This window comes from Pseudomonas sp. CC6-YY-74 (assembly GCF_002025205.1).
Lineage (GTDB): Bacteria > Pseudomonadota > Gammaproteobacteria > Pseudomonadales > Pseudomonadaceae > Aquipseudomonas > Aquipseudomonas paeninsulae.
In genome coordinates, this window is the sequence record NZ_CP019947.1 from 2321877 (window position 1) to 2344178 (window position 22302).

General features: G+C 58.5%; 23 protein-coding genes, 1 tRNA gene and 4 pseudogenes. 11 read left to right on the forward strand and 17 right to left on the reverse strand.

Annotated features, from left to right (window positions below):
- Positions 1 to 67: 67 nt before the first annotated feature.
- A pseudogene (locus B2D37_RS10590) lies at positions 68 to 472 on the reverse strand (helix-turn-helix domain-containing protein); the annotation flags it as partial.
- Between the two features lie 464 nt (positions 473 to 936).
- Here B2D37_RS10590 and B2D37_RS24160 point away from each other — a divergent pair.
- The 5 genes and pseudogenes from B2D37_RS24160 to B2D37_RS10610 form a co-directional block, all read left to right on the forward strand.
- Positions 937 to 1716, forward strand: a pseudogene (locus B2D37_RS24160) (sensor histidine kinase); the annotation flags it as partial.
- Positions 1717 to 1845: 129 nt separating this feature from the next.
- Positions 1846 to 2455: pseudogene (locus tag B2D37_RS24165) on the forward strand (methyl-accepting chemotaxis protein); the annotation flags it as partial.
- Between the two features lie 223 nt (positions 2456 to 2678).
- Positions 2679 to 2999, forward strand: a complete 321-nt coding sequence (locus B2D37_RS10600; RefSeq protein WP_079202646.1) for a hypothetical protein — start codon at positions 2679 to 2681, stop codon at positions 2997 to 2999.
- A 178-nt stretch (positions 3000 to 3177) separates the two neighbouring features.
- Positions 3178 to 3414, forward strand: coding sequence for a type II toxin-antitoxin system ParD family antitoxin (locus B2D37_RS10605; RefSeq protein ID WP_079202647.1), 237 nt, complete (start codon positions 3178 to 3180; stop codon positions 3412 to 3414).
- Complete coding sequence (locus B2D37_RS10610; protein ID WP_079202648.1) at positions 3411 to 3740, forward strand: type II toxin-antitoxin system RelE/ParE family toxin; 330 nt, start codon at positions 3411 to 3413, stop codon at positions 3738 to 3740. The genes B2D37_RS10605 and B2D37_RS10610 overlap by 4 nt, the downstream gene beginning before the upstream one ends.
- 87 nt (positions 3741 to 3827) lie before the next feature.
- On the opposite strand, the gene B2D37_RS10615 is transcribed toward B2D37_RS10610, so the two are convergent.
- From B2D37_RS10615 to B2D37_RS23655, 4 genes are all read right to left on the reverse strand, one after another.
- On the reverse strand, positions 3828 to 4415 hold the full coding sequence (locus B2D37_RS10615; protein ID WP_079202649.1) for a hypothetical protein: 588 nt from the start codon (positions 4413 to 4415) through the stop codon (positions 3828 to 3830).
- Positions 4416 to 4483: 68 nt separating this feature from the next.
- Positions 4484 to 5359: a DUF4435 domain-containing protein gene (locus B2D37_RS10620; protein WP_079202650.1), complete on the reverse strand. Its 876-nt coding sequence runs from the start codon at positions 5357 to 5359 to the stop codon at positions 4484 to 4486.
- Positions 5356 to 6618 (reverse strand): AAA family ATPase, encoded by a 1263-nt coding sequence (locus B2D37_RS10625; protein WP_079202651.1) that lies wholly within the window; start codon positions 6616 to 6618, stop codon positions 5356 to 5358. Before B2D37_RS10625 ends, B2D37_RS10620 begins: the two co-directional genes overlap by 4 nt.
- A gap of 189 nt (positions 6619 to 6807) precedes the next feature.
- On the reverse strand, positions 6808 to 7083 hold the full coding sequence (locus B2D37_RS23655) for a helix-turn-helix transcriptional regulator (RefSeq protein WP_079202652.1): 276 nt from the start codon (positions 7081 to 7083) through the stop codon (positions 6808 to 6810).
- A gap of 128 nt (positions 7084 to 7211) precedes the next feature.
- On the opposite strand from B2D37_RS23655, the gene B2D37_RS10635 reads away from it, so the two are divergent.
- From B2D37_RS10635 to B2D37_RS10640, 3 genes are read left to right on the forward strand one after another with little or no spacing between them, the layout of a single operon-like run.
- Positions 7212 to 7427, forward strand: coding sequence for a DNA-binding protein (locus tag B2D37_RS10635; protein WP_079204962.1), 216 nt, complete (start codon positions 7212 to 7214; stop codon positions 7425 to 7427).
- A 35-nt stretch (positions 7428 to 7462) separates the two neighbouring features.
- Entirely contained in the window at positions 7463 to 7573 is a 111-nt protein-coding gene (locus tag B2D37_RS23660) for a hypothetical protein (RefSeq protein ID WP_371915450.1), read from the forward strand.
- Positions 7570 to 7728 carry an Arc family DNA-binding protein gene (locus B2D37_RS10640; RefSeq protein ID WP_079202653.1) on the forward strand — a complete coding sequence of 53 codons (159 nt, stop codon included), beginning with the start codon at positions 7570 to 7572 and terminating at the stop codon, positions 7726 to 7728. The genes B2D37_RS23660 and B2D37_RS10640 overlap by 4 nt, the downstream gene beginning before the upstream one ends.
- A gap of 129 nt (positions 7729 to 7857) precedes the next feature.
- On the opposite strand, the gene B2D37_RS10645 is transcribed toward B2D37_RS10640, so the two are convergent.
- The 4 genes from B2D37_RS10645 to dapA all read right to left on the reverse strand — a co-directional run bounded on the left by B2D37_RS10645 (position 7858) and on the right by dapA (position 11189).
- Positions 7858 to 7947, reverse strand: a tRNA-Ser gene (locus B2D37_RS10645).
- Between the two features lie 271 nt (positions 7948 to 8218).
- Positions 8219 to 9088 carry a phosphoribosylaminoimidazolesuccinocarboxamide synthase gene (locus B2D37_RS10650; RefSeq protein WP_079202654.1) on the reverse strand — a complete coding sequence of 290 codons (870 nt, stop codon included), beginning with the start codon at positions 9086 to 9088 and terminating at the stop codon, positions 8219 to 8221.
- Between the two features lie 86 nt (positions 9089 to 9174).
- Complete coding sequence (gene bamC / locus B2D37_RS10655) at positions 9175 to 10293, reverse strand: outer membrane protein assembly factor BamC (RefSeq protein WP_079202655.1); 1119 nt, start codon at positions 10291 to 10293, stop codon at positions 9175 to 9177.
- 17 nt (positions 10294 to 10310) lie between these two features.
- Positions 10311 to 11189 carry a 4-hydroxy-tetrahydrodipicolinate synthase gene (dapA, locus tag B2D37_RS10660; RefSeq protein WP_079202656.1) on the reverse strand — a complete coding sequence of 293 codons (879 nt, stop codon included), beginning with the start codon at positions 11187 to 11189 and terminating at the stop codon, positions 10311 to 10313.
- A 228-nt stretch (positions 11190 to 11417) separates the two neighbouring features.
- Between dapA and B2D37_RS10665 the strand changes: the two genes are divergently transcribed.
- Entirely contained in the window at positions 11418 to 11975 is a 558-nt protein-coding gene (locus B2D37_RS10665; RefSeq protein WP_079202657.1) for a glycine cleavage system protein R, read from the forward strand.
- 10 nt (positions 11976 to 11985) lie between these two features.
- A complete protein-coding gene (locus tag B2D37_RS10670; RefSeq protein WP_079202658.1) occupies positions 11986 to 12459 on the forward strand; it encodes a peroxiredoxin in 474 nt (157 codons plus the stop codon).
- A gap of 98 nt (positions 12460 to 12557) precedes the next feature.
- On the opposite strand, the gene B2D37_RS10675 is transcribed toward B2D37_RS10670, so the two are convergent.
- Entirely contained in the window at positions 12558 to 13625 is a 1068-nt protein-coding gene (locus B2D37_RS10675) for an AI-2E family transporter (protein WP_079202659.1), read from the reverse strand.
- A 40-nt stretch (positions 13626 to 13665) separates the two neighbouring features.
- Positions 13666 to 13917: a sulfurtransferase TusA family protein gene (locus B2D37_RS10680; protein ID WP_079202660.1), complete on the reverse strand. Its 252-nt coding sequence runs from the start codon at positions 13915 to 13917 to the stop codon at positions 13666 to 13668.
- A 106-nt stretch (positions 13918 to 14023) separates the two neighbouring features.
- Here B2D37_RS10680 and B2D37_RS10685 point away from each other — a divergent pair, with 106 nt between their 5' ends.
- Positions 14024 to 15457: a M48 family metalloprotease gene (locus tag B2D37_RS10685; protein ID WP_079202661.1), complete on the forward strand. Its 1434-nt coding sequence runs from the start codon at positions 14024 to 14026 to the stop codon at positions 15455 to 15457.
- Between the two features lie 325 nt (positions 15458 to 15782).
- Here B2D37_RS10685 and ltaE read toward each other — a convergent pair whose 3' ends face one another.
- From ltaE to astA, 6 genes and pseudogenes are all read right to left on the reverse strand, one after another.
- Entirely contained in the window at positions 15783 to 16787 is a 1005-nt protein-coding gene (gene ltaE, locus B2D37_RS10690; protein ID WP_079202662.1) for a low-specificity L-threonine aldolase, read from the reverse strand.
- A gap of 194 nt (positions 16788 to 16981) precedes the next feature.
- A pseudogene (astE, locus tag B2D37_RS10695) lies at positions 16982 to 17997 on the reverse strand (succinylglutamate desuccinylase).
- 10 nt (positions 17998 to 18007) lie between these two features.
- Positions 18008 to 18292 carry a topoisomerase II gene (locus tag B2D37_RS10700; RefSeq protein WP_079202663.1) on the reverse strand — a complete coding sequence of 95 codons (285 nt, stop codon included), beginning with the start codon at positions 18290 to 18292 and terminating at the stop codon, positions 18008 to 18010.
- A 79-nt stretch (positions 18293 to 18371) separates the two neighbouring features.
- Complete coding sequence (astB, locus tag B2D37_RS10705) at positions 18372 to 19718, reverse strand: N-succinylarginine dihydrolase (RefSeq protein WP_079202664.1); 1347 nt, start codon at positions 19716 to 19718, stop codon at positions 18372 to 18374.
- Positions 19718 to 21181 carry a succinylglutamate-semialdehyde dehydrogenase gene (gene astD, locus B2D37_RS10710; protein ID WP_079202665.1) on the reverse strand — a complete coding sequence of 488 codons (1464 nt, stop codon included), beginning with the start codon at positions 21179 to 21181 and terminating at the stop codon, positions 19718 to 19720. Before astD ends, astB begins: the two co-directional genes overlap by 1 nt.
- Before the next feature lie 96 nt (positions 21182 to 21277).
- A complete protein-coding gene (gene astA, locus B2D37_RS10715) occupies positions 21278 to 22294 on the reverse strand; it encodes an arginine N-succinyltransferase (protein WP_079202666.1) in 1017 nt (338 codons plus the stop codon).
- Positions 22295 to 22302: the final 8 nt, after the last annotated feature.

Genomic DNA, 22302 nt, shown 5'->3' on the forward strand with positions numbered 1-22302 from the left:
TTTTATGATGAGGTTTGGCCACTGCTTACCCCGGAAATCTGGAAAAATTTGCACGCGAATTAACATGGGTGCGATTCAGCGCCTGGATCTGGGTTTTCTCGTCAACTGACTGCACCCGTGCATTGTCAGGTGGGTTCAGGTACCGCCCAACCACATCGGCTACTTTGCCAGCAACGTGTGGGTCGTTGCTGATCTTGAAGGTTTTCAGTCGGTGGGGCTTGAGATCGCCGGCGGCCCATACCTGGGCGACTTGCCCGGCGCTAACGCCCACGTAGTTGGCCATCAGCCGCAAGCTCCAGTGGGTCGCCTCACGCGGTACACGCGAGGTCGTCAGGGTCAGCATTTTCTTAATCTTCGCCTCGTCGAGCTTGCGTGGATGTCCGCGGCGAGGGCGATCGTTCAGTCCATCGGGGCCAGTTTCCTGATAGCGCTTGCGCCATTTGAATACGACTGGCGCCGAAATCTCCAGCCTGTGCGTTTTCACACAACCGGGATCTTGATCCGACATTGATAGGGCGAATTCATACAATTTCAGGTCGATTTCAGGCAAACGTCGGTATTCCCCCATAGTTTATGTTTGCAAGTCCTCCCGGGCGACACCAATAATAAAACAGAGGCTTGTATGACTATTCGCTTCAAACTGATAGCCGCCTTTATTGCCGTGACCTTGATTCCCGTGCTGATTATTACGCTGTTTGTCACCAGACAGGCCATGGATCGGGAGCGCACGCTGTTCAATCAGAGCAGCGTCAAGCAGATTCAGGAAGTGGATAATGCATTTTCATTTTTCCTTGAAAGCGCCGCAGAAAACGTCACGCTATTGACTCAAACTCGGCTATTGAAGTCCTCCGACAGCAGCCTTCCCAGCTATATGGAAGCATCGCAGGCAACGAAAATGTCCCCCCTACCAGTGGGGCTGGCGTTGCGATCTATGAGTTGTTCGAGCAGTTTGGCAAATCGCACCCCAGTTACGCCTATGTGTATGCGTCTACAAGCCAGGGGCATTATCTGCAATGGCCCGTGTCTGAAATTCGCGCCAACTACGATCCGCGCGAACGACCTTGGTTCAAGGCCGCGCTGACTGGCAATGGCAAGCCTGTTCGTACTCAAGCTTACGAGTTCAAAGAGGATAACGCCGTCATCATTTCCACCACGCAGACCTTTATCGATGCCGATGGCGGAACAGGTGTTATCTCTCTGGACGTCTCGCTGAACAAGTTGACAGAAGTGGCCAAGAATATCCGCTTTGGCAACAATGGTTATCTGTTACTGGTGGAAAGTGACGGCACAGTATTGGCCGACCCTATGCACCCCACATACAACTTTAAAGCATTGGCAAGCCTGGGTGATGGGTACAAGTTTCTCGCCAGCCAGCCGGCAGGTTTTTATAGCGTGCAGCTCGATGGCAAAGACTACAACGCCAGTGTGTATAAATCGCAAGCCCTCGGCTGGACCTATATCGGCCTGATCGAAAGCAGCGAAATCAGTGCCGGTGCCTGGCATCTGGTGTGGGTAATCACCCTTCTCGGCGGTGTTCTGGTGGTGACTTTCGGGTTGTGCGGCGTAGCACTGTCCAAAGTGCTGATTGCGCCGATCAACAATACCTCGGCGGGCTTGCGCGATATAGCCAGCGGCGACGCCGACCTGACGCGACGCTTGGAGATCAAGGGCAATGATGAAACGGCGCAAATGGCCAAGGGCTTCAATAGCTTTGTCGCCAGTATCCAGAACCTGATCAAGGAGATTCGCGCTGCCAGCCTGCAAGTCGAGCGGGAGGCTATGGATATAGGTACACAGGCCGACCAGCTCGACTCTACAGCGCAACGCCAGTCGATGGCCGTGGACATGGTGTCTACTGCGTTCCATGAGATGGTCGCCACGGCCAATGAAGTGGCCATCAACTGTAATCGCGCCGCTGAAGCCGCTCAGCATGGCCAGGATCAGGCGCATAAAGGGCAGCAAGTCATCGGCCTCATGGTCAGCCAGGTCAGCAGCCTGGGTGAGCGTATTCGTCAGGCCGCTGAGTCGATCAGCCAACTGGAGCAGAATACCCAAGACATCACCGCCATTCTCGACACCATTCGCGCTATTGCCGACCAGACCAACCTGTTGGCGCTCAATGCCGCCATCGAGGCCGCGCGTGCAGGTGATCAAGGACGTGGTTTTGCCGTGGTTGCCGATGAAGTTCGCGCTTTGGCCAAGCGGACCTCCGATTCGACCGAACAGATCAACGGTTTGCTCAACAAACTGGTCACCAGCAGCCAGAGCGTGGCCCTGGAGATGCAGCACAGCCTAGTGCAATCAAACGAGTCGGTGGCTTTTACCGCCCAGGTGGAAGAGGCATTTGCCGGCGTGCACGAGGCGGTCACGACGATCAAGGACATGAACACCCAGATTGCCACCGCGGCCGAGGAACAACATGCGGTGGCCGAAGACATCAACCGCCATATCACTGATATTCACAGCGATGCCGGTCGTATTAGCGAAGTGTCCAGCGTGTCCAAAACCACCACACGCTCGCTGACGCAAATATCCAGCGAGTTGAACACGTTGGTGGGGTGCTTCCGTACGGACTGAGTGCTGCGCGGTCGTGGCAGGCTTGTAGGTGTCTACGAAACTAGGGGCGATTCAGAGTTCTCTCATTGGGAAATTTTCTGAGCCCGGCGGATCGCAGCCCTATGCGTCAGGCGCTGTCAGATGCCTTTGTCGACAATGACATCGACTACGCCGATATCGCCAAGCGGGTGAGCGGCTTTGAATCTGAAGTACTTGAGCAAATCTTCTTCTCCGAAGTAGCCCATGTCTGCCACTCAAATCTCGAAACCCCAGTACCTTCAGTCTGGACTGCATTTGATGGCCAGTGGCTCGATATGGAAATCGACAAGATGCTCAAGGAGCGCGAACAGAGCGATGCCCTGCGCCAGAAGGATCGACTGCTTGTGACCTACCTGAAGTGGCGATATAGCGACCTTTGGCAGTCGATAAAACGAGGCGGGTAACTCGGGGATTTAAACTCTGTATTTGTCCTGTCGAGTCGTCGCAAACCTCTGCGATACCGGGCTGCCGCCCTCCCCGCCGTGTCGATTAGGCACAGTGATTTCGACACTTTATCGACCCGATCATTAGCGGTAGGATGTAGCTTATTTGCCAAATTTTGCCATAAAGGCGGATTCCGTCATGAGCACCATGAACATATCACTACCCGAAGCCTTGAAAAGCTTTGTCGATGAGCAGGTTAGCCAACGTGGCTACAGCACCAGTAGCGAGTACGTTCGCGAGCTGATTCGCAAGGATCATGATCGGCAACATCTGCGGGGCCTGCTTCTGGCTGGAGCGCAATCCGCCCCCACTGCGCCTGCCGATGGCGACTACTTCGAATCGCTACGCGCCAAGGTGCGGAACGCTCAGGGATGAAGGCGAAACCGGTTATCCCGAGAGCACTGGCAAGCCAGGATGTTGATGACGCGATCAGCTTCTACCTGAGCGATGACACCGAACAGGCCGCACTTGGCTTCATTGATGCCTTGGAAAAGGCCTACCTCCACATTGGCCGTCATCCATCCGCTGGCTCAACCCGCTACGCCCATGAACTCGACCTGCCGGGGCTGCACTGCTGGCCGCTGAAGCGCTATCCGCACCTGGTGTTCTATGTAGAGCGCGACGATCACATTGACGTGTGGCGCGTACTCCACGGGATGAGGGATATTCCTGTTTGGCTGAGCGAAACCCCAACTCACTGAGGTATCGCCCGGCTCAGCATGCATAAACTGTTTCTTTGCGCTCGATCCAGAATAAATAAATCCTTTACGTTTCATCGACACTGCGGGCTAGTTTCGACTTCTATAATTCAGGTCTATCTGTTGCCTGCATCCTCTTCGTTCCAAGCTTCCGCTTTTGAAGATATCGCAGATATCTTTTCGATCTGTCTGCCCTATGACGGTAACCTTCATTTTCTGTTTTACAGGCTCGCTTGCGGCTTGAGTGGGCGCTTCTGGAAAGTTGAGGATGTTAATCGGATTGCTCGGTGTGTAGTTCCGATCATTGAAAGAAGTTTGGCGCGCCTGCGGCTTTTGCTCGGGTGTGCTCCCGCGAGGTACCCAGAGGGTGGCAGGCTCCGGTTTGTGTTGCGTGTATTGCGGTGCGATTGGCTGCCGCTGTTGTTGCTTGTACTGCGGTGCAATTAGCTGCTGCATGGGGGCTTGCTCTACAAACTGGGCAGGCTCATCAAATACAGGCTGGTCGGCAAAGCGGATTGCCTTTTTGAGCTGCGCAACGTCAATCACGACTGGCTTAACAAAAATCAGCATCAACACACTGGTAATCACCGAGCCGATTGCCACGATTGCTAGCGCTCGCGATGGACCTTGTTTTTTAGTGCGTAGGTATTCTGGTACATCATCTTCTTCGGCGTGCATATCTAGCTTCCTTGCATTAGTGAGAGGTCAGCCCCCCCTTTTCGCTACACTCAAACTATCCTACGAGCTCATATGTGAGCCATCATTGTTTCATAATGCTCTTTCAAATGAGGAACCCCATCGAAATCCGCACTCTGCATAGCTTCAGCCATCATCTTATCCACAAAGTGCCTAGGAACATTCTTACACCCAGTAATACCCTTATAATATTCACAAAAAATATGATAACAAAACATCGCGACCATCTTCCCATAACAGTCTGATTCCGGTGCAACTCGCTCCCCACCAAAATACCGAAGTGGCTCCGTTCTTCTTGCTTTAATATCGACAATAAGATTCCTAAACTTTTCTCTTTTGACTCTATACACCACCGGATTTGAAGTATCAATCAAAGCCCAGAAATTATTTCGATCCACACCCTTTATTTTTACAAGTCCACACAAGAGATCAACATAGACAATTCTATTAATCTCACTAAGAAATTCTTCAAAGCGTGACTCAATTTCACGCACACTTTTTTCTGTAATTTTCCCGGCTGGGTGGGCCGCCCCTAAAACCGATATTAAAAACCCTGATCGACATGCATCATTCTCCCAGCTATATCCATGCGTATAGAGAACATGAGGATGCTCGATTATTTCCCCTCGATATGAATCATAATCTCTATCAAAGACAGCTATTGAGTTCTCAATCAAGTTTGCAGCTATTTTTTCTGCATAGGGGCGCACGCACTCTTTCGAACCCAAAGACTTTATTTTTATTTTAACGCCAGGTAGAAAGCGCCGAAAAACACTTCGCCAAAAAATTGAATCAATTGACCAAGTTTCATCATCACCCTCTGCAGGTTCTTTTGAAGGGTTCCCGCCTTCTGAATAAATCAAATAGTCAACATCGAAAAACGCATGAAAATTAGAAAGCCCTGAATTACTTCTCAAAAACATCATTTTATGCAGCGCTCCATGTTGATGAGGCTACTCTGATGCTCTCCTACTACATCTGGCGAATGTGTCGCGAAAATTATCTGGGCGGATGGATTTAGGCTCTTTATATTTTTTGCAAGCGATTCCTGCCATGCAACATGCAGAGAAATCTCTGGTTCGTCAGCCATATAAATATATGTCTTACCTTCCTGTAGTAAAGCCTCACCCAAAATAATCAGAATCTGCTTCTCGCCAGACGATAGCTGTGTTGGCTTCAATACCTTACCAGAGAAAGTCGTAATTACAATTTCATTCCGCTCATTAATATGCAAAGTCTTTCTCTGCATGAGTTCATTCAATAGAGCAATGAAGAGATCCCTAGGAGCAAGAAGTTTCTTTTTATTAGAGGTTATGCTCTCCCAAGAATCTACGGTACTCTCAATTCTGTGTAGTGAAAAAAGGGCCATAATTTCAGTACTAGTGAGAGTCTCCCCAAGCTCCATTTTTTTACGTAAACGTTCCAAAATACTGAAGTGCGACTGAACTTTTTTCAAATAGTTTTTTCTATCAACTCGAAATTCAGAAAATATTTGCACTAGCGCAGATTTTTCGCTTTCCAGTCTTGTATCAACCGGTATAGGAAACTCCTTATCCTCATCCTTAACGAGGAGAGACAAAAACACTTGCTCTTGAAAATCCTCATGCAGTAAATTTACTTTCTTACTTAATGCAGACAAATAGCGGATAAGTCTATTGGAGAAGTCTTCAAGCCTTACATCCAATGGATCAGCAACACTTTCGTTATCAATATTATTTATGCGCTGAACAGAAAGCCAAGTTAACGAAATCATTTCTCTCAGATGAGTAATTAGCGTTTTCCCCGCCGCTGCCTTTCCAGCCAATTGCATCCTTATAAAATATGAATGCCTATTAGCGCTCTCATATCCATCAATATCATTCAGCACATACGAATAGGGCTTATCCGATGAAGTCTCAAATATCTTGTAGTCGCAATGAAAGAAAGGGGCATCTCTATTTTTGGTAACCTCAATATAAGGCTTTTTCCTAGACCCGTATTCTTTCAGGACAATTTTTATATAGTCAAAATCAAGTGAGGATAGATAATCGCTGTCTGCCAACAACACACCAGCCATCAACTTCAAAGCTGTTGACTTCCCCGACCCATTCGGCCCAATTATAAAGTTGTAGGAATCATTGGTCTTTATTAAAACCTCATGATCCCCCCAGAATCCTTTTATATAAATACTCTCAATGATATTCATGAATACCAATTCCCTATTAGTAAATTTAGCTAGATTCGGCTACCGCACGTCCTGCACACGGACTAATGATGCTTAGAGTGTGCGCCTCCCTTTCTAAGACGCAGACCATTGCGGGTCGTTCTTTTCGGCTTTCATGCTCTTGTCCTTTCTTTCGGGCGTACCAGCGTTTAATCACCTCTTGTGTAATCGCTATCCCGCGTTTTGATTGGTCAAGTTTGAATTTGCCTCATCATATTCTGGACTGGTCTGCCCACACTCTGGCGCGACATGACCACTCACAATCCATAGAGCGAACCGAGGATAAAGCTTAACTATGGCCTCTATTTCTTCGGCCTTGATTTCTCTATTTCTCGCAGGGTTTTTAAGGTTATTCCACGTATAGCGACTTATCCCCGTCCGCTCCTCCAGCTCGGGAAGACGCATCCCTGAGCATTTCAAAATTTCTATAACCCGCTCTTTTATCATAATCAAATGATCTATTTGTGATATATCCAATATGGATCAATCATGGCATGATCCGTTTCAAGCTGATCCAAAACGGATCATGCGAAACTGAATCGTCTTGCAATGACACGAATAGTGACGGAACGAGCATGGAACTGGAAGAGCTAGAACCTTCAAAGCTGATTGGCCCCCAACAGGACGTTGAAACCGTCGAGTCCTGGGCTGAGCGTAACGGCCTCTCATGCGGAACGGCTCGCGCCTGGGCTTATAAAGGGGTGATCCCCACCATCAAGCTCGGCAAGCGCCGCATGCTCAATAGCGCCCTGCTCCGTAGCTGGCTCCTAGAGCAGGGGTGGACGGCATGACTGCACGCCTCTGTAGTCAAGAAGCCTTTGCGGAAATGACGGGTGTTTCAGTGGATACGGTACACGCCTGGGTTCTGCGTGGTGCCATCCCCAGCGTGAAGCTCGGGCACTGTCGGCTGATTAACCTTGCGGGGTTGAACCTATGAGCCGCACAGACCCGCAATTCAAGCTGCGCATGCCCACTGAGCTTCATGCCCAGCTAGAGCAAATCGCTAAAGAGGCTCGCCGCAGCCTGAATGCTGAAATCGTCCTTCGCCTTGAAGCGACCTTTGCCCAGGCAAAGCAGGAGGTTTCCCAGTGATCTACGCCACCTCTCAGCGCCCAGCCGAGGGCATGACCTATGACCTCACTCAGCTCATCGACACTTGGCCAGTCTGAAACGAAAAAGCCCCCGAAATTCTATGAATTTCGGGGGCTTAGACGTGCGATATGGCGGGAAGATAGGGATTTGAACCCTAGGAACTGTCGCCAGTTCAACGGATTTCGAATCCGTCCCGTTCGGCCACTCCGGCATCTTCCCGTGGCGGCGCGCATGATAGCAGTACAAGCCTGTTTGGCGAAGCCCAATTGGTAGAATTTTTCGCATACATTCAGATGCTTGCGCTGGCGGGCCGGGTAGGTGCGTTCTGCCGCGGCCTGGCAGACTGCGCTGAAACGGCTTGAGCGAGCATGCAGCCGCAGCAAAGATTTCGCGGGCATGGCCCGCTCCTACGGGGCGCGCCGCAGCGCGCTGCGAGCGCCCCAGGAAAAAGAGACGCCTCAGCGCCTCTCCTGTGCCGCCCAGTGGTCGATCAGACGGTCAGGCGGGTCAGCGCCTCGCGGTATTTGTCAGCGGTCTTCTGCGCGACCTCGGCCGGGACGGCCGGGGCCGGGGGTTCTTTGTTCCAGCCGGTGGACTCCAGCCAGTCGCGCACGAACTGTTTGTCGAAGCTCGGCGGGTTCTTGCCTTCGACGTAGCTGTCCGCTGGCCAGAAGCGGCTGGAGTCGGGGGTCAGCACTTCGTCCATCAGGGTCAGGGTGCCGTTTTCGTCCAGGCCGAATTCGAACTTGGTGTCGGCGATGATAATGCCGCGGGTGGCAGCGTATTCGACGGCGGCGCTGTACAGGGCGATGGAGGTATCACGCACCTGGGCGGCCAGTTCATCGCCGATGATCGTTGCGCACTGCTCGAAGGAGATGTTCTCGTCGTGGTCGCCAACCGCGGCCTTGGTCGAAGGGGTGAAAATCGGTTGCGGCAGCTTGGAGGCTTCCTGCAACCCAGCTGGCAGCTGGATGCCGCAAACGGTGCCGCTGTTCTGGTATTCCTTCCAGCCGGAACCGGCGATGTAGCCGCGCACGATGGCTTCCACGGCAACCGGCTTGAGGCGCTTGGCGACTACCGCGCGCCCTTCCACCAGCGGCAACTCGGCAGCCGACACCACATCTTCGACCTTGTCGCCGGTGAAGTGGTTGGGTACCAGGCCGGCCAACTTGGCGAACCAGAAGTTGGAAATCGCGGTGAGGATCTTGCCCTTGTCCGGGATCGGCTCGGCAAGGATCACATCGAAGGCCGAGAGGCGGTCGGTGGCGACCATCAGCATGCGCTTGTCGTCGATTTCGTAGAGGTCGCGGACTTTGCCCGAGTAGATCTTCTTCAGGCTCAGGGTTGCAGGAGTGGTCATGTCGGGATTTCCGTCTTTAGCAAACGAAACAGGCGAAACCCACCGGGTTTCGCCTATCGGTATTACGACGCAGGAACAGCCTGGGCTTAGCCAAGGCTCTCTTGAATCAGAGCCAGGATGCGACGTGCCACATCGGCTGGCGCCACGGTGTTCAGGTCTTTTTCCACGGTGACCTGGACGCTGTCGCCGACCGGGGTCAGGCGTACCTGGTAACGCTCGGCACGCGCATCGATTTCTTCCTTGTCCGGCTTACCACCGAACAGGCTAGAGAAGAAGCCCGGCTCTTCGCCCTTCTTCTGCGTACCTTCGGCCAGGTTGATGTAGTACACACCGAGACTGCGGTTGAGGTCGTCGATGCGCACATCGGCCGTTTCCAGGGAGCGACCGACACCGGACCAAGCACGATCGAAATCGGCACCGAGGTTCAACACCGGATTGCCGTTACCGTCTTCCGACAGGCTGACGCGGCTCGGCGCATCGAAGTCGCGGGCGGCCAGCAGCGATACGGAACCGCCCTGCTCGGCACTGCGCGCCATGCTCACCAGCATGTCGTCGAGTAGCGCGGCTTCCAGGCTGGCGTTGCCACTGCCGCTGGCGAAGGCCACATCGGCGGTGCTGCCCGCTGGACGCTCGGCACTGAGCACGAAGACTTCGCTGGTATTGCGTTGCACGCCTGGCTCGACACGCACCCGCACGCGGGTTTCGGCATCCGCTGCCAGGCCCGGCACACGACTGCTCAGGCGCCGCGCCATGGCTGCAGACAGCTGATCAACGCGCTGCCAGGCGGTGACGAATTCGCCGATCTGCGGACGCTCCTCGGCAATCTTGAAACCGTTGTCTTCGAAGAATTGGCGGGCGATCGGCCAGACTTCGCCCGGCACGCGCTGACCGACCAGCCAGCGTGACTCGCCGCTTTTCTGCAAACTGAACTCGCTGGCATCGGCACGCACGACCAGCGGCTGCGGGCGCGGGACTTCGAATTCACCCTCGGCCGTGCTGCTGGCAACCTGAGCCGGCACCGGCAACAACGGATCGAGGCGCTTGGCCTCGACGTTCGCCGGCAACTGCATGGGTGCGGTTTGCCGAGCGATGAGGTAGTCGCTGCCGCGATCACGGAAATAGCCATCTTCACCATAGATCCAGCCACAACCGCTGGCACTGGAGATGATCAGAGCAAGTGCGGAGAGTCCGCCCAGTCGCTTCATGCGTAGTATTTCCTCAATTAAACCAAAACGCCGGACTGGCGCAGGGCCTGACGCAGCGGTTCATGACAACGCGGGCTGAGCCAGGTCAGCGGCAAACGGATACCGTCCGGCATCATGCCCATTTCATGCAGGGCAAATTTCACCGGAATCGGGCTGGACTCGATAAACAAGGCCTTGTGCAGCGGCATCAGACGATCATTGATGGCGCGCGCAGTCGCGGCATCGCCGGCCATGGCAGCGGCACACATGTCGCTCATGGCGCGTGGCGCGACGTTGGCGGTCACCGAGATGTTGCCCTTGCCGCCCATCAGCATCAGTTCGACGGCGGTGGCGTCATCGCCGGAATACACCAGGAAATCCTTGCTCACCCGATCCAGGACTTCCTGGCCGCGCTGCAGGTCGCCGGTGGCTTCCTTGATACCGATGATGTTGGCGATCTTCGCCAGGCGCTCGACCGTTTCCGGCAGCATGTCGCACACGGTGCGACCCGGCACGTTGTAGAGAATCTGCGGGATGGCCACCGACTCGGCGATATGCCGGAAGTGCAGGTACAGGCCTTCCTGGGTCGGCTTATTGTAATAAGGAGTGACCAGCAGGCAGGCATCGGCGCCCACATCCTTGGCGGCGCGCGTCAGCTCGACCGACTCGCGCGTGGAATTGCCACCCGTGCCGGCGATCACCGGGATGCGCCCGGCAACTTGAGCGACCACACGTCGGATCACTTCGATGTGTTCGGACACTTCCAACGTGGCCGACTCGCCGGTGGTACCGACCGCGACGATGGCGTTGGTGCCCTCTTGCAGGTGGAAATCCACCAGTTTGCTCAGGCTGTCCCAATCGAGACCACCTTGTGCATCCATGGGCGTGACCAGTGCCACCATACTGCCCGCAATCATGCAACCACTCCTGCCGGAAAAAAGAGAGCGGTAATGGTACTGGCGCCATCCACCTTGTACAAGCGAAGGAAAAGGCCGATCGGCAAGTGCGGCGACTGGGCGAGCAACCCGGCATTCCTTTCACTCATCCATTTACTGGCATTCCCCTGAGCTGCGCTTTTCGCTACCCTTCCGGCTTTGCTCGGTACTCATTAGTGGGCCGAGCGTTCATCGCTCTAGGAATGCTGCATGTCCACCCCCCCAGTTCGCGAACAATTCCTCGTCATCAGCGCACTCGGCCCCAACGCCATGGAGCTGACTAATGTGCTGTGCCGCACCAGCAATGAAAACCGCTGCGCCGTCGTCAGCACCCGCCTGAGCCGACATGGCGAGTTCAGCGCCTTGGTGCTGCAGATCTCCGGCAGCTGGGACGCCCTCGCGCGCCTGGAGTCGAGCCTGCCGGCCCTGGCCAAGAAGCACGCCTTTACGGTCAACGTGACGCGCAGTGCGGCGGCGGAAAATCGCCCCCAGGCCCTGCCCTACGTGGCCTATGTCAGCTCGGCCTACCGGCCCGACATCCTCAATGAGCTGTGCCAGTTCTTCATCGACCACAACGTCGAACTGGAAAGCCTGACCTGCGATACCTACCTGGCCCCGCAGACCGGCGGCACCATGCTCAATGCGACGTTGACCGTGACGCTGCCCGCAGGCACCCAGATCAGCTGGCTGCGCGATCAGTTCCTCGATTTCTCCGACGCCTTGAATCTGGACGCCCTGATCGAACCCTGGCGCCCACAAAACCCATAAGGAAGCTGTCATGGCCGTAGCACTCGACACCCCGGTTGCCGATTTCCAGGCAGCGGCCACCAGCGGCCAGCAGGTTCAGCTGTCGGCACTGCAGGGCCAGCAGCTGGTGATCTATTTCTATCCGAAAGACAGCACCCCTGGCTGCACCACCGAAGGCCAGGGCTTTCGCGATCACTACCCGGCCTTCCAGGCTGCCAACACCCAGGTGTTCGGCGTCTCGCGGGACAGCCTCAAGTCCCACGAGAACTTCAAGGGCAAGCAGCAGTTTCCCTTCGAGCTGCTCTCGGACAAAGATGAGGCGCTCTGCCAACTGTTCGACGTGATCAAGCTGAAGAAGCTCTACGGCAAGGAGTACCTGGGCGTCGACCGCAGCACCTTCCTGATCGACAAGCACGGCGTACTGCGCAAGGAATGGCGTGGGGTGAAAGTGCCGGGCCATGTCGAGGCCGTGCTGGCCGCGGCACAGGACCTGCACAGCGACTGAAGCCGTACCGACAAAAAAGGCCGCTTGCCGGGGTACCCGCAAGCGGCCTTTTTATTTACATCGAGCATGTATGGCCGGCTAGGCCAAGAGCCCTGTCCTCACTCCTCGCGCACTGCCAGCTCCTTGCGCGGCCAGGCATTGAGCACGGCCTTGAACAGGGTAGCCAACGGAATGGCGAAGAACACCCCCCAGAAGCCCCACAAGCCGCCGAACAGCAATACCGCGCAGATGATCGCCACCGGGTGCAGGTTGACCGCTTCGGAGAACAGCAGCGGCACCAGCACGTTACCGTCCAGCGCCTGGATCACCCCATACACCACCATCAGGTAGAGAAACTGATCGCCGAAGCCCCACTGGAACATGCCAATCAGCGCCACCGGCACCGTCACCACCACCGCGCCGATGTACGGCACGACCACCGACAGCCCCACCAGCAACGCCAGCAGCGCCGCATAGTTGAGCCCCAGCGCGGCGAACGCGATGTAGGTGACCACGCCGCAAATGATGATCTCGATGAACTTGCCACGAATGTAGTTGGCGATCTGCTGGTTCATTTCCTGAGCCACCCGGGTCATCAGGGCACGCTCGCGCGGCAGGTAACCGCGAAACCAGCCACCGATCATCTCGCGATCCTTGAGGAAGAAAAACACCAGGATCGGTACCAGCACCAGGTAGATCATGATGCCGGCCAGCATTGGCAGGCTGGACAGGGAGAACGACAGCGCCCACTGGCCGAACTTACCGGCCTCGCCGCTGATCGCCTCGGTCAACTGCAACACCTGGGCATCGCTGATCAGATTCGGGTAACGCTCCGGTAACAGCAGAAACAGCGCCTGCCACTCACCGAGCATGCGTGGCAACTCGTTGAACAGGGTGCTCAACTGGCGCCAGATCAGCGGCATCAATACCAGCAGGAACAACACCAGCGAACTCATGAACAACAGGAACACCAGCGCCACTGCCATGATCTGCGGCAGGCGCAAGCGCTCCAGGGCATTGACCAGCCCTTGCATCAGAAACGCCAGCACCAGCCCGGTCAATACCGGCGCCAGCATGCCACCGAGGGTCAGCACGACGGCGAAACCGAGCACCAACAATACCCCCAGCACCACCGCCTGCTCGTCGGAAAAATAGCGGTGCATCCAGTTGCGTAACACCTTAATCATCAACATTCCTTAGATCGAAACAGCCCACGCAGAACGCGTGTCAGGCTTTACGCAACCAATAGCGATACACACCGGCCTCTTCCTCTTCACGCAGCAGGCTGTGGCCTGCGAGCCTGGCAAAGGCACGAAAATCCCGTTGCGAGCCGGCATCCGTGGCAATGACCTTGAGCACCGCGCCGCTTGCCAGGCGATTCAGCTCCAGCTTGGCCTTGAGCAACGGCAGCGGGCAATTCAAGCCACTGGCATCCAACTCGGCGTCGCAGGCACCGCCCCATTTTTGTCCATCGTTCATTCGAGCCCTCCTAAACAGCGCCAAGGATACCCAAGACCGTGCAACCCTGGCCAGGTGAGCGCTTGCCCGGCTACAGTAACGACTTTGTTCGCCAAGAGCTCTGTGCATGAATCTTCTGCGCCCCATCCTGTTGACGCTCGCCTGCCTGACCGCCCAGCCTGGCCTGGCCAGCGATCTGCCGTCACTCGGCGACGCCAGCTCCGCGATTGTCTCGCCACAGCAAGAACATCAACTTGGCCGCGCCTGGCTGAGCCTGTTGCGCGGCCAGGTCCGTCAACTGTCGGACCCTCAGCTCAAGGATTTCGTCGAGAGCAGTGTCTATCGCCTGGGAGAAACCAGCGAGCTGAAGGATCGGCGTCTGGAATTCGTCCTGCTCGACAGCCCGCAAATCAACGCCTTCGCCGCGCCAGGCGGGATCATCGGGGTCAACGGCGGCCTGTTCCTGTATGCCCAGACCGAAGCCGAATACGCCTCGGTAATGACCCACGAACTCGCCCACCTGTCGCAACGCCACTTTGCCCGCGGCCTGGAAGCGCAGCAGCGCATGCAACTGCCGCTGATGGCGGCAATGCTCGCGGGTATCGTTGCCGCGGCGGCGGGGGCAGGCGATGTCGGCATAGCGGCCATCGCCTCGACTCAGGCGGCAGCGATTCAGGAGCAGCGGCGCTTCTCCCGGCAGAACGAGCAGGAAGCCGACCGCATCGGCCTGGTCAATCTGGAGAAAGCCGGGTATGACCCCCGCGCCATGCCGAGCATGTTCGAACGCCTGATGCGCCAATATCGCTACGACCGCAAACCACCGGAATTCCTCCTGACCCACCCGGTATCCGAATCGCGCATCGCCGACACCCGCAACCGCGCCGCACAAACCAAGGCCGGCGGTGTGACCGACAGCGCGCGCTACCAGTTGATGCGCGCCCGCGTGCAACTGATCTACGAAGATACGCCGGGACTGGCGGCCAAGCGTTTTCGCGCCCTGCTCGATGAAACCCCAAAACTGGAGGCCGCACGCTACGGCCTGGCCTTGGCGCAGATCAAGAGCGGCCAGCACCAGAAGGCCCGCGAGAGCCTGCAACTCTTGCTGCAGTCAGCGCCCGATAATATCCCCTACAACCTGGCCCAGATCGAACTGGACAGCGCCTCCGGCCACCTGCCAGAAGCACAGAGCCGCATCGAGCGGCTCATGAGTAACTACCCGAACAATTACCCGTTGCAGCAGGCGCGGATCGACGTGCTGATGAAACAGGCGCGTCCCCAGGATGCCGAGCGCGCCCTCGATGACCTGCTGAAAAGCCGCGCAAAAGACCCGGACGTCTGGTACCAGGTCGCCGAAGCGCGCGGCCTCAGCGGCAACACCATCGGCCTGCACCAGGCGCGCGCGGAGTACTTCGCCCTGGTCGGCGACTACGATGAGGCGATCGAACAACTCGACTTCGCCAAACGCCGTGCGACCAACAACTTCCCGCTCGCCTCACGCATCGACGCGCGGCAACGCGAACTGCTGGAAGACCAGCGCATCATCGAACAGATGCTGCGCTAGGCCGACGGGAACAATTGCGTGGCTGGGGCCGGCTGCGCAGATGACCGCCCAGCGGGACGATTGATGGGCGGTCACCCCTCCTGAGGGTCTTGGCTGTAGACAAGTCCGCCCTGGATTTCTATAGAGCCAGCTGGTGACCCACATGGATGGGGAGACAGTAAAAAGGGCGGGCGCATTTTCGAGAATGGCAGCGGCCTGGCGAACCGGCTCAGAAGTTGTGAAAATATCGAGCGTAGTAGCGAGACCCTCTCCAGGCATTCGCGGCGCAACACCGCTGCGGGCGCGTGGAGGCGACCGCAGTAGACGAGCGTATCTTCACAACCTCTCAGGCTCGGGCGAAGGCAGAAAACGCCTCGAGCACCCGGTCGATATCCTCGGCACTGACATCCAGATGCGTGACCATGCGCAGACGCGGCGCGGCCGTCAGCCTGATCCCGCGCTCGGCGCAGAAGGCCTTGAGGGCGCCGGCCTGCTCGCCGACCTGGGCATAGACCATGTTGGTCTGCACTGGCTCGACCACGTAGCCCAACCCGCGCAGCCCGTCTGCCAGGCGTTCGGCATTGGCGTGATCCTCGGCCAGACGCGCCACCTGATGCTCCAGGGCATAGAGTCCGGCCGCAGCCAGCAGGCCGGACTGGCGCATGCCGCCGCCGACCATCTTGCGCCAACGCCGCGCCTTGCCGATCAGCGCAGCGCTGCCACACAGCACCGACCCCACTGGCGCGCCCAAACCCTTGGACAAACAGACCGAGACCGAATCGAAGTGCCGGGTGATTTCCCTGGCCGGTACGCCCTGCTTGACCGCCGCGTTGTACAGCCGCGCGCCATCCAGGTGCAGGGCCAGGCCACGCCTGCGGGTCAACTCGCGGGCAGCGGCCAGATAAGTCAACGGCAGGACCTTGCCCTGCATGGTGTTTTCCAGCGCCAGCAGGCGGCTGCGGGCAAAGTGGAAGTCGTCCTGCTTGATTGCCGCCTCGACCTTGCCCAGGTCCAGCGAGCCATCGGCTTCGCCCTCGATCGGTTGCGGCTGGATCGAGCCGAGCACCGCGGCGCCGCCACCTTCATATTTATAGGTGTGCGCCTGTTGGCCGACGATGTACTCGTCGCCACGTTCACAGTGGGCCATCAGGCCGAGCAGATTGCTCATGGTGCCGGACGGCACGAACAGCGCGCTGGCAAAACCCAGCTCGGCCGCCAGGTACTGCTCCAGGCGGTTGACCGAGGGATCCTCGCCGTAGACGTCATCGCCCAGTTCGGCGGCCAGCATGGCCGCGCGCATGCCCGGGGTTGGCTGGGTGACAGTGTCGCTGCGCAGGTCGATGACGGTCATGGGCGGTTTTCCTTAACGTGACGAAAACCCCGATGCTAAGGCGCCGGCAACGAGCACACAAGGTACAGTTCCGTGGGTACAGTCGCAGACCTTGCATGGGAACATAGGATCTACAAATGACCGCCCAGAGGTCGTGAAAATAGCGCAACGCCCTAGCGGGCGTTTGCAGGCGGTCGCAGTTTTTCCACAGCCTCTCAGGCCAGTTGCACGTCTTCGGCGGGGACAATGAGGATGGCGGCGCGCAGGCCGTTTTTCACCCTGGGATTGGGGAAGATGATCCGTGCTCCCGGCTCTTCCACAACCCAGCGGGTGCCGGCCAGATCCTCGGCAAGCAGGTAGCCGACCGGCAGTCTGCTGAAGTTTTCCACATCCGCTGGCAGGTGCAGCTTGAAGGTGTCGCTGTGCTTGATGATTTCCCGCGCCACGGCGAACAGTTGCAGCCCGTCCAGTTCGGCGCCTGGCTGCTCCGGTTCTGGTTCGCAGCCGGCGATGATGTGCTGCAGACGTTCTTCGAGCCGACCCAGATTGACCTCCTGGTTCTGGCCAAAGGCACGCGCCTTGCCCAGCTCCAGGGTGAACGATTCTGCGCCCAGCTGCGTGTAGGTGTAGGCACTGAAGGTGATCGAGCTTTTGCTGTGCAGCAGCACCGCCTCAATCCCGCGGCATTCAGCCGAGCCAACTCGCGCAAGCTGCGCGGTCGCCCCTCCTGCCAGGGATAGAGGGCGAACTGCTCGATTTCGGACGCCCGGATCGCGGTATGCAGGTCGTAGTGCAGGCGCGTGCGCTCGGGCTTGCTGAAGAAAGTGGCAGCCAGGTGTTCCAGATCAGAGGCACGCATGGCCTCGGCCCCGGCATGCTGCTCGTGCTGGCCGTTGAACAGGCGGTTGATGTCCTGCTCGATATAGCGCTCGCCACGGCGGATCGCCGGCGGATTGCCGAACAGGAAGAGGATCCGCGCGCGCGGCTTCAACTCACCACGGGCAATGCCGTGCAACAGGCGGTCGAGCAACTCGATGGGGGCGGTTTCGTTGCCGTGGATGCCCGCCGAGAGCAGCAGATCCAGGCCATTGTCGCGGGCCACTGGCGGCGTCACTTCCAGCGCGCCTTCGGCCAGCCAGCGCAAGCGCGTGCCCTCGGGCGTCAGCTGGATCTTCGCTGCCGGTTCGTGGCCGGCCAGGGTCAATTCAAGCAGTTTGCCGAGGGCAAGCATAGGAGTTACCTCAATCGTGATTGCAGTCAGGGCCATGCACGTGCTCGTCGTCGCCGGGCTCGGCCGCTTCCATCTCCAGTTCCAGGCTGACCAGATTGGTGGCCAGCGGGCGCAGCAGCAGATTGGCGTACTCGCTGTCGCCCTCCGCCACGTCCACGCCGATCATCAACTGGCCGTTACCCACCTGCTGAAACCAGACTTCCTTGCCCTGCCACATCACCGCAAAGCGGGTGCAGGTCGTTTCCAGTTGGGTGCCATCTTCATCTTCGAGGATCAGTTGCAGGACATCGGACATTATTCAAAGCTCCACGCTATAAGCCACAAGCAGCAAGTTTAGAACGCCAAGCGTGCGCTTGAGGCTGGGGCTTGCCTGCTCAGTTCAATTGAAACGGATAAACCGCACCCAGTTTAAGGATCTGGGTCAATTCATCCAATGCCGTGCGGCATTCAATCAACAATTGCGGGTCGGCCAATTCGCTCTCGCGGAGGCTATCGCGGTAGTGCTTGTCGACCCAGACGTTGAGGGTGTCATACAGCTGCGGGGTCATGATCACCCCCGGATTCACCGCCTCCAGCTCATTGTCCTTGAGCGCCACGCGCAGACGCAGGCAGGCCGGGCCGCCACCGTTCTGCATGCTTTGCTTGAGATCGAACACCTTGACCTCGCGAATCGGCCCGCTGCCGCTGGTGAGCTGCTGCAGGTAATTCCACACGTTGTCGTTGTTGCGGCACTCCTCCGGCACGATCAACAACATGCCGCCAGCGGCGCGTGACAACAACTGGCTGTTGAACAGGTAGGACTTCACCGCGTCCTCGACCGTGACCGCATCGCGCGGCACGCACACCGCTTGCAGGTTGCCGCCACGACGGCCGAGCTTCTCGCCCAGCTCGGCCAGCACCTTGTCGGTATCGAGGAAGGCGTCCTGGTGATAGAACAGCACTTCGCCGTTGCCCACCGCGATCACGTCGTTGTGGAAGACGCCCTGATCGATCACCGCCGGGTTCTGCTGAGCATAGACCACCCCGGCCTCGCTCAACCCATGCAGGCGCACCACGGCCTGCGAGGCTTCCAGGGTCTGCCGCGCCGGGTAGCGTTGCGGCGCCGGGTAGCGGCTGTCGAAGGCGCTGCGCCCGAACACGAAGAACTCCACCCCGGCCTCGCCGTAACCGTTACAGAAGCGCGTGTGGTTGGCCGCGCCCTCGTCACCGAACTGGGTGACCGCCGGCAGCGCCGGGTGATGGGCGAAATGCTGTTGGTTGGCGAACATGGCGCCAAGCACGCGGCTGGTAGTCGGGTGCTCGATGCTGCGGTGAAATTTGCAGTTGAGGTTGGCGGCGGTGAAGTGCACCCGGCCATCGGCCGTATCGGCACTGGGGCTGACGGTGCAGGCGTTGGCCGTCCACATGCTCGAGGCCGAGCAGCTTGCAACCAATAAAGGCATGGCCTCTTTCGCCGCCCGCTCGATCACCTGGGTATCGCTGCCGGTAAAGCCGAGGCGGCGCAGCACCGCGACATCCGGACGTTCCTGCGGAGCCAGCACGCCCTGCTTGAAGCCCATCTCCATCAGCGCCTTCATTTTCGCCAGCCCTTGCTTGGCGGCCTCTTTCGGGCTGGAGGCGACCTGACTGTTGCTCTGCGAAGCGACGTTGCCGTAGGACAGGCCGCCGTAGTTGTGGGTCGGGCCGACCAAACCGTCGAAGTTCATTTCATGCGCGGACATTACAGGCTTACTCCCGGGGTCAGGGTGGCAGGCAGGCTCAGGCTTGCACTTTCCAGCGAGGCCACCGGATAGGCGCAGTAGTCCGCCGCGTAATAAGCACTGGCGCGGTGGTTGCCGGATGCACCGACGCCACCGAACGGCGCCGTGCTGGCGGCGCCAGTGAGTTGCTTGTTCCAGTTGACGATGCCGGCACGGCTCTGCAGCCAGAACTGCTGGTAGCGCGCCTTGGAGTCCGACAGCAAACCGGCGGCCAGGCCGAACTGGGTGTTGTTGGCCTCGGCGATCGCGCCCTCAAAATCGGCATAGCGGATGACCTGCAGCAGCGGGCCGAAAAACTCTTCGTCCGAGCGCTCGGCTACCGCGCTGACATCGAGAATGCCCGGGGTCAGCAAGGCGGCGCCGGGCAGCGGTTGGGTCATCGCCAGCAGCGCCGTGGCACCCTTGCCGAGCAACTGCTGCTGAGCCTGCAGCAGGTGTTCAGCTGCGGCCAGGGAAATCACCGAGCCCATGAAGGGGGCCGGTTGTTCGTCATACCGGCCAACCTTGATCTGCCCGGCGACCTGGACCAGGCGCGCGAGCAAGGCATCGCCCCACTCGCCCTGCGGCACCAGCAGGCGGCGCGCACAGGTGCAGCGCTGGCCGGCGGAAATGAAGGCCGACTGCACGATGGTGTAGACCGCCGCATCGACATCAGCCACCTGATCGACGATCAGCGGGTTATTGCCGCCCATTTCCAGGGCGAGGATCTTGTCCGGGCGCCCGGCGAATTGATTGTGCAGCAGGTTGCCGGTGCGGCTCGAGCCGGTGAAGAACAAGCCGTCGATGCCGGGATTTCCGGCCAGGGCCACGCCGGTTTCCCGCGCGCCCTGCAGCAGATTGAGCACGCCCGCCGGCAGACCGGCTTCGATCCAGCACTTGACCGTCAGTTCGGCGACTTTCGGCGTCAACTCGCTGGGCTTGAACAGCACGCAATTGCCGGCCAGCAACGCCGGCACTATATGACCGTTGGGCAGGTGACCGGGGAAGTTGTAGGGCCCGAACACCGCCACCACGCCATGCGGCTTGTGCCGCAGCACGGCCGTGGCATCGCCCAGCGGTGCACTCTTCTCGCCGGTACGCTCGCGGTAGCTCTGCACCGAGATGGCGACCTTGTTGACCATGCTGGCCGCCTCGGTGGCCGACTCCCACAGCGGCTTGCCGGTTTCCTCACCAATCGCCTGGGCCAGCTCGTCGGCATGCGCCTTGAGGACCACGGCGAAACGCTCCAGCACGGCGATGCGCCCATCCAGGGAGCACGAGGCCCAGCCCACAAATGCCGCGCGGGCGGCCACCACGGCGGCCTCGACCTGGGCGACAGAGGCCGCCTGGCCACGCCAGACCACGGCCTGACTGACCGGATTCAACGATTCCAGGGCTTCGCCCTGACCAACCTGCCAGCTACCGGCGATGTAATGAGTGCTCATTTTGTTTTATCACTCCCAGCAATTTCATCACCCGGCGTTGCGCCGGGTGCGCTATTCGATCGAACGGCCCGGATCACCTCCAGGCGGCTCGGGTATTCAGCCACGGGCCGACAACGGCACCGCTCTTACCTGATCGCCGACCGCCAACTGCAAACGCTTGGCGGTCAACGGATCGACCACCAGGGTGCCGGCGGCCAGGCGGGCGGCCCCGACGGTGATGCGGCAGTCTTCGCGCTTGCGGTTGTGAATCAGGAAGGTGGTGGCATCATCGCCCGGCGTACCGATGGCCAGCACCAGTGCCTGGCTGTCACGCACCGCACGAATTTTCGCGGTTTCCGCCTCGATGGCCGGGCCGGCGTCAAAGATGTCGACATAGCCCTGATAACTGAAGCCTTCGCCCTTGAGCATGGCCAGCGCCGGCTCGGTATCCGGGTGGACGCGGCCGATGATGTTGCGCGCGTCTTCGGAGAGGAAGCAGGTATAGAGCGGAAACTTGGGCATCAATTCGGCGATGAAGGCCTTGTTGCCGACCCCGGTCAGGTAGTCCGCCTGGCTGAATTCCATCTTGAAGAAGTGCCGACCCAGGCTTTCCCAGAATGGCGAACGGCCCTGCTCGTCGGACATGCCACGCATCTCGGCGATCACCTTGTCGCCGAACAACTCGCGGAACTCGGCGATGAACAGCATGCGTGCCTTGGACAACAGACGACCATTGAGCCCCTTGCGGTGATCGGCGCGCAGAAACAGCGAACACAGCTCGGAGTTGCCGGTCAGGTCGTTGGCCAGAAACAGGGTGGGAATCTGCCGGTGAATCTTCAGTTCCTGCGACGCGCTGACGGTCAAACCCACGCGGTAGTTGTACCAGGGCTCACGCAGGCCAACCGCGCCGGCCACGGCGGAGATACCCACCACCTCGCCAGCGTCGTTTTCCAGCACGAACAGGTAATCGGCATCGGCGCGCTCGGCCTTGCCGCTGAAGGTCTTCTCCGCCCAACCAACGCGGTGCGCCAGGCGCTCCTCGTTGGCTGGCAGGGTGGTCAAGCCGGCGCCGGTAGTGCGCGCCAGATCAATCAGGGCCGAAAGATCGGCTGTGCGAACGGGACGAACGATCATGCGCTAAC

Coding starts and splice junctions, on each gene's coding strand:
- B2D37_RS10600 (WP_079202646.1), top strand. CDS start 2,679: ATGCGTCAGGCGCTGTCAGATGCCTTTGTCGACAATGACATCGACTAC.
- B2D37_RS10605 (WP_079202647.1), top strand. CDS start 3,178: ATGAGCACCATGAACATATCACTACCCGAAGCCTTGAAAAGCTTTGTC.
- B2D37_RS10610 (WP_079202648.1), top strand. CDS start 3,411: ATGAAGGCGAAACCGGTTATCCCGAGAGCACTGGCAAGCCAGGATGTT.
- B2D37_RS10615 (WP_079202649.1), bottom strand. CDS start 4,415: ATGCACGCCGAAGAAGATGATGTACCAGAATACCTACGCACTAAAAAA.
- B2D37_RS10620 (WP_079202650.1), bottom strand. CDS start 5,359: ATGATGTTTTTGAGAAGTAATTCAGGGCTTTCTAATTTTCATGCGTTT.
- B2D37_RS10625 (WP_079202651.1), bottom strand. CDS start 6,618: ATGAATATCATTGAGAGTATTTATATAAAAGGATTCTGGGGGGATCAT.
- B2D37_RS23655 (WP_079202652.1), bottom strand. CDS start 7,083: ATGATAAAAGAGCGGGTTATAGAAATTTTGAAATGCTCAGGGATGCGT.
- B2D37_RS10635 (WP_079204962.1), top strand. CDS start 7,212: ATGGAACTGGAAGAGCTAGAACCTTCAAAGCTGATTGGCCCCCAACAG.
- B2D37_RS23660 (WP_371915450.1), top strand. CDS start 7,463: ATGACGGGTGTTTCAGTGGATACGGTACACGCCTGGGTTCTGCGTGGT.
- B2D37_RS10640 (WP_079202653.1), top strand. CDS start 7,570: ATGAGCCGCACAGACCCGCAATTCAAGCTGCGCATGCCCACTGAGCTT.
- B2D37_RS10650 (WP_079202654.1), bottom strand. CDS start 9,088: ATGACCACTCCTGCAACCCTGAGCCTGAAGAAGATCTACTCGGGCAAA.
- bamC (WP_079202655.1), bottom strand. CDS start 10,293: ATGAAGCGACTGGGCGGACTCTCCGCACTTGCTCTGATCATCTCCAGT.
- dapA (WP_079202656.1), bottom strand. CDS start 11,189: ATGATTGCGGGCAGTATGGTGGCACTGGTCACGCCCATGGATGCACAA.
- B2D37_RS10665 (WP_079202657.1), top strand. CDS start 11,418: ATGTCCACCCCCCCAGTTCGCGAACAATTCCTCGTCATCAGCGCACTC.
- B2D37_RS10670 (WP_079202658.1), top strand. CDS start 11,986: ATGGCCGTAGCACTCGACACCCCGGTTGCCGATTTCCAGGCAGCGGCC.
- B2D37_RS10675 (WP_079202659.1), bottom strand. CDS start 13,625: ATGATTAAGGTGTTACGCAACTGGATGCACCGCTATTTTTCCGACGAG.
- B2D37_RS10680 (WP_079202660.1), bottom strand. CDS start 13,917: ATGAACGATGGACAAAAATGGGGCGGTGCCTGCGACGCCGAGTTGGAT.
- B2D37_RS10685 (WP_079202661.1), top strand. CDS start 14,024: ATGAATCTTCTGCGCCCCATCCTGTTGACGCTCGCCTGCCTGACCGCC.
- ltaE (WP_079202662.1), bottom strand. CDS start 16,787: ATGACCGTCATCGACCTGCGCAGCGACACTGTCACCCAGCCAACCCCG.
- B2D37_RS10700 (WP_079202663.1), bottom strand. CDS start 18,292: ATGTCCGATGTCCTGCAACTGATCCTCGAAGATGAAGATGGCACCCAA.
- astB (WP_079202664.1), bottom strand. CDS start 19,718: ATGTCCGCGCATGAAATGAACTTCGACGGTTTGGTCGGCCCGACCCAC.
- astD (WP_079202665.1), bottom strand. CDS start 21,181: ATGAGCACTCATTACATCGCCGGTAGCTGGCAGGTTGGTCAGGGCGAA.
- astA (WP_079202666.1), bottom strand. CDS start 22,294: ATGATCGTTCGTCCCGTTCGCACAGCCGATCTTTCGGCCCTGATTGAT.